We start from the raw sequence: 1,247 nt of genomic DNA on the forward strand, positions 1-1,247 counted from the left end.
TTGTTTTGCGCCTGCTCCAAAGTACCCTTGATCAAACCCTGCAACACGCGCCAGCCCAGGGTCTGGCCCATCTTGCACAACTGATTGACACCGACTGGATCAGCCAGGCATTGAATGCCAGCGGCAAAGCCAGCATCAGGCGGCGCAAACTGCCCGCCGATCACGCCCTGTGGCTGGTCATCGGACTGTCGCTGTACCGCCAGATGCCCATGTGGCAAGTGGTGCAGCAACTGTCTTTGAGCCTGAGTGCCGATCTGCCTGCGCCCAGTGTCAGCGTGCAAGCTCGCCAGCGCCTGGGCAGTGAGCCCTTGCGCCAGCTCTTTGGTTTGCTCACCCAGGCCTGGACTCGCCCATGTGCGCCGGGGCAGGCGCTGCGCGTGCTCGCTGTCGATGGCACCGTGTTCTCAGCGCCCGATACCGCTGAGAACCGCACGGCGCTGGGCAGCAGCGCCACCCAGCACGGCCCACTGCCCTGGCCCCAGGTGCGCGCCGTGTGCCTGCTGGACACAGACACCCATGAGTTGCTCGATGCCCAGGTGGGCAGCATGGATCAGGGCGAGTTGACCCTGGCAGCGCAGCTGCAGGGGCTGGATCAAACGCTCACGGTGTTTGACCGTGCCTATTTCAGCGCCGCTTTCTTGCTGCGCTGGCAAGACGGTAGCCAGCGCCATTGGCTGATGCGCGCCAAGGACAATTTGCGCCATGAGGTGGTGCAGCAGCTGTCGCCACACGATCAGATCATTCGCATGCCGGTATCACAGCGCGCACGCCAGCTGAACCCGCAACTGCCCCGCCACTGGCAGGCACGGCTGATCACGGCGGTGGTGGCGGGCAAAGCAAGACGTTACATCACCTCACTGCTGGACTGGCGCGCCTACAGCGCACAGGCACTGGCGCAGATGTACCGCCAGCGCTGGGAGATCGAGTTGGCGTTTCGTGACATCAAGCAGTCGCTGCACGGCGCTCAGGCGGTGCTGCGCAGCAAACAGCCGGATTTGGTCAAGCAGGAGGTGTGGGGGCTGCTGATTGCCCATGTCTTGCTAAGGCGCTGGATGGGCAAGATGGCCGAGCATGCCGGCGTTGCGCCCATGCGCATCGGCTTTCATGCGGCGCAACATGCCATTGTGGGGCTGCTGTACACGGCAAGCCTGGCAACGCCGGGAACACTGCCAAGGCGCTTGCAGACTTTGATTGAGCAGGCGCACTACTATGTCTTGCCACCAAGGCGAGGCGAGCGCTCATTTCCC

General features: G+C 63.4%; 1 protein-coding gene. It reads left to right on the plus strand.

All coding sequences use genetic code 11. From position 1 onward, the window contains the following. Positions 1-5 precede the first annotated feature (5 nt). Positions 6-1,247, plus strand: a 1,242-nt coding sequence (locus tag FVQ98_RS19500; protein WP_147915117.1) for an IS4 family transposase, incomplete at its 3' end; no start/stop codon positions are given.

The sequence above is a fragment of the Ottowia flava genome (genome assembly GCF_008017535.1).
Lineage (GTDB): Bacteria > Pseudomonadota > Gammaproteobacteria > Burkholderiales > Burkholderiaceae_C > Ottowia > Ottowia flava.